At 61.1% G+C, this 3,981-nt stretch carries 4 protein-coding genes; 1 reads left to right on the forward strand and 3 read right to left on the reverse strand.

Going from position 1 to position 3,981, the window contains the following annotated elements:
• From F6S12_RS30170 to F6S12_RS30180, 3 genes are all read right to left on the reverse strand, one after another.
• A partial coding sequence (locus F6S12_RS30170) for an aspartate/glutamate racemase family protein (RefSeq protein ID WP_315869720.1) occupies positions 1-358 on the reverse strand: 358 nt, incomplete at its 3' end.
• A gap of 54 nt (positions 359-412) precedes the next feature.
• Positions 413-1,954, reverse strand: coding sequence for an NCS1 family nucleobase:cation symporter-1 (locus tag F6S12_RS30175; protein ID WP_210457345.1), 1,542 nt, complete (start codon positions 1,952-1,954; stop codon positions 413-415).
• Between the two features lie 488 nt (positions 1,955-2,442).
• On the reverse strand, positions 2,443-3,177 hold the full coding sequence (locus F6S12_RS30180; RefSeq protein WP_011060174.1) for a phosphoadenylyl-sulfate reductase: 735 nt from the start codon (positions 3,175-3,177) through the stop codon (positions 2,443-2,445).
• A 175-nt stretch (positions 3,178-3,352) separates the two neighbouring features.
• Between F6S12_RS30180 and thrH the strand changes: the two genes are divergently transcribed.
• Entirely contained in the window at positions 3,353-3,970 is a 618-nt protein-coding gene (gene thrH, locus F6S12_RS30185; RefSeq protein ID WP_011060175.1) for a bifunctional phosphoserine phosphatase/homoserine phosphotransferase ThrH, read from the forward strand.
• Positions 3,971-3,981: the final 11 nt, after the last annotated feature.

The raw sequence follows: 3,981 nt of genomic DNA on the forward strand, positions 1-3,981 counted from the left end.
CGGTGCGGTCCAGGGTGGTGACCACCGAGTAGGCGTGGCCAAGGAACAGGGCAGTGCTGGCGGCGGCGTCGGTGATGTCCACCACTGGCACGTTCAGCAGTTCCTGCAAGCCTTCGCGGCCGTGCTCGCCGTAGCCGGCCTGGATCACCGCGTCATAGGGCTGGTCGTAGGCCAGCACCCGGTCCATTACGGCGATGGCCGCCAGGTAGCTTTCGAAGTTGCCTTCCACCGATTCGGCGCCGAAGTAGGGGGTCAGGCCGATGATCTCGGTACCCGGCGCTGCCACGCTTTGTGCCTGATGGGCGATGGCCTGGGTAATGGAGTCGGTGGTGTTGACGTTGACCACGAGAATTCGCATGAGGGTTCCTTGCAGGTTGGGCAGTTCAGGCCCGGCGCGCCGGGCCGGGCAGGTTCAATGGCTGACGTTGTCCACGGCGATGCTTTCGCCGCTGACGTCCGCGTAGCCGGGTTGGCGCTTGGCGATGATCAGGTAGAGCATGCCGGCGATGCCGGCGCCGATCAGCCAGGAGAATGGCGAGACACTGGCAAAACCTGGCACCAGGGCCAGCACGATGGCGATCAGCGCCGCGGGAATAAAGGCCGCCACTGCCCGCAGGTTGACCCCGCGGCTGTAGAAATAGGCGCCTTGCGGGTCTTCGCTATAGAGCTGCGGCACGTTGACCTGGGCTTTGCGCAGGATCCAGTAGTCCACCATGATCACCCCGTACAGCGGGCCGAGCAGGGCGCCCAGCCCGGAGAGGAAATACACGATCACCAGCGGGCTGTTGTACAGGTTCCACGGCAGGATCAGCACCGCCAGCGCCGCGCTGATCAGCCCGGCGCGGCGGAAGGTCAGGTACTTGGGCGCCAGGTTGCTGAGGACGAAGGCCGGGGCGACGAAGTTGGCCATGATGTTCACCGCCACGGTAACGATCAGAAAGGCCAGGCAGCCCAGGACCAGAAACAGTGTGTTGGGGATCGAGGCGATGATCTCGGTGGGGCTTTCGATGACCCGGCCATTGATCTGGAACTGCGCGCCGCACAGCAGCACGGTGATGGTGGCGAACACCAGGATGTTCACCGGCAGGCCCCAGAAATTGCCGACCTTGATGGTCTTGCGGCACGGCGAGGAACGGGCGAAGTCGCAGAAGTTGAGGATCAGGGTGCCGTAGATCGCCAGCCACAGGGCGCCGCCGGCGAAGATCTGCCGCCACATTTCGCTGCCGGTCAGAGGTTCGCGGATCGACCAGGCGATCTGCCCGTCGGCCTGGGTGTACATCCAGGCGGCCAGGCAGGCCACGGTCAGCAGGATGATCGGCCCGGCGAAGGCTTCGTAGCGCCGGATCATTTCCATGCCATAGGCGAGGATCGCCAGTTGCACCAGCCAGATCACCAGGAAGCAGGCCCAGCCCAGGGTCGAGAGGCCGAGGATCGAGTTGTGGTCGTAATCGGCGAAGCCCGGATGGATGGCCGTGAGCAGCACGCGAAACACCACCGAGGCCAGGTAGGTCTGGATGCCGAACCAGGCGATGGCGATCACTGCCCGGATGAGTGCCGGAATCTGCGCGCCATGGATGCCGAAGCTGATGCGGCTGATCACCGGGAAGGGCACCCCGGTCTTCTGCCCCATGTAGCCGGACAGGTTCATGAAGAAATACACCAGCGCCGCGCCTATCCCCAGGGACAGCAGGATCTGCCAGCCGCCCAGGCCCAGGGCGTAGAGGCCGATGGCGAAGGAGTAGTTGGCGATGTTGTGCACATCGTTGGTCCACAAGGCGAAGATGCTGTAGCCACCCCAGCGCCGGCCTTCGACCTTGGTCGGTGCCAGGTCGCGGTTGTGCAGGCGTGGGCTGAGCGCGATGGGGGCCGCATCGGCGACCGGTTGTTGGACGTTGTGCGAATGCGGCGAGGAGGGCAGATCCAGTGCGATGTTGTTGGAAGGGCTGGTACGCATTCCGGCATGCTCCTGACTCCGGCCCTGGATGACTGTGCTTGAGCGAGGGGGCTCGACAATCTTCGTCACAGGGGAGGAATCACTGGGTTCGGGGCATCTGCAGCTTGAGTCGTGGGTCAGGCGTGCGGACGGTTAGTGTATGTATGTTTTGGTTTTTTTGTATACAAAACATAAATCCACTAAAGCCACTTCTGTGCCAATTTCACGACTATGAAATTGGCTGCTGATTTCGTTTTGTTATGGGTTATTCCTAACCTTCTGAAAAGACGAGATTAAAAATTGACCGTTTGAACAGGTATTTATTTTTCGCCAGGCACGGCTTGGCGCCCAATGGATATCGGCGCAGGAAAGGCTTGTAACCTTTTGGGGCGGGGAATCTTTGAAGTGCACACAAAAATGGCACCGACGGTGACATTCTTGTGTACAGGTTTTGCTGCGGGTTGGCTTTCAGTGCGGACGTCCTTCAGGCGCGCCCGCAGGGAAGGGGGTCAGGCTTTGCTGATGATGTTGCCGGCGTGCAAGCCACATTCTTTCTGGGTGGCTTCCTCCCACCACCAGCGGCCTTCGCGCTCGTGCTGGTTGGGCAGTACCGGGCGGGTGCAGGGCTCGCAGCCGATGCTGATGAAGCCGCGCTCATGCAGGCTGTTGTAGGGCAGTTCGAGCATGCGGATGTAACCCCAGATCTCCTCGCTGCTCATTTGTGCCAGTGGGTTGAACTTGTACAGGGTGCGCTCCGGCGTGGAGAAGGCTGTGTCGACTTCCAGCACCGCCACCTGGCTGCGGGTACCCGGGCTCTGATCACGGCGCTGGCCGGTGGCCCAGGCGCTGACGGTGGACAGCTTGCGCCGCAGCGGTTCGATCTTGCGGATACCGCAGCACTCGCCATGGCCGTCCTTATAGAAGCTGAACAGGCCCTTTTCCTTGACGAAGGGTTCGAGCTTGCTGTGGTCCGGCGAGATCAGCTCGATCTGGATCTTGTAGTGTTCACGCACCTGATCGATGAAACGGTAGGTTTCCGGGTGCAGGCGGCCGGTATCCAGGCTGAACACCTTGACGTTCTTGTTCAGCTTCCAGGCCATGTCCACCAGCACCACATCCTCGGCACCGCTGAAGGAAATCCACAGGTCATCGCCGAACTGGGCAAAGGCCAGCTTGAGAATGTCCTGGGCGGATTTGTTGGCATAGGTCGCGGCGAGTTCAGCGACGTCGAACGATGGGGTCATCAGGGCGGTTTCCTACAGGTCGGTGGCGCTGTGCGCTCTATAGGGGGGCGATCTTAACAAAATCCACACCGCCCTGGCGCGCTCCTCTGCGTTGCGCCTGCGCAGGCGAATCGCTAGAGTTCGGCAGTCCTTTTGCTCGCTCAATTTAAATAATCAGAACCAATGGGAGTGTCTTGTGGAAATTGCCTGTCTCGATCTGGAAGGTGTACTGGTCCCGGAAATCTGGATCGCCTTTGCCGAAAAAACCGGGATTGAATCCCTCAAGGCAACCACCCGGGATATTCCCGACTACGACGTGCTGATGAAACAGCGCCTGCGGATTCTCGACGAACACGGACTGAAGCTTTCGGACATCCAGGAAGTGATCGCCACCCTCAAGCCACTGGACGGCGCGGTGGAATTCGTCAACTGGCTGCGCGAGCGCTTCCAGGTGGTGATCCTTTCCGACACCTTCTATGAATTTTCCCAGCCCCTGATGCGCCAGCTGGGCTTTCCGACCCTGCTTTGCCACCGCCTGATCACCGATGACGGCGGCCGGGTGACCGGCTATCAGTTGCGCCAGAAAGACCCCAAGCGCCAGTCGGTGCTGGCCTTCAAGAGCCTGTACTACCGGGTGATTGCGGCGGGGGATTCCTACAACGACACGACGATGCTCGGTGAGGCGGATGCCGGCATCCTGTTCCACGCCCCGGACAACGTGATCCGCGAGTTCCCGCAGTTCCCGGCGGTGCACAGCTTTGCCGAGCTGAAGCAGGAGTTCATCAAGGCTTCCAACCGTCCCCTGAGCCTGTAAACCGGTTCGCC

This window comes from Pseudomonas sp. JV245A (assembly GCF_032424515.1).
GTDB lineage: Bacteria > Pseudomonadota > Gammaproteobacteria > Pseudomonadales > Pseudomonadaceae > Aquipseudomonas > Aquipseudomonas protegens.

Coding starts and splice junctions, on each gene's coding strand:
- F6S12_RS30175 (WP_210457345.1), bottom strand. CDS start 1,954: ATGCGTACCAGCCCTTCCAACAACATCGCACTGGATCTGCCCTCCTCG.
- F6S12_RS30180 (WP_011060174.1), bottom strand. CDS start 3,177: ATGACCCCATCGTTCGACGTCGCTGAACTCGCCGCGACCTATGCCAAC.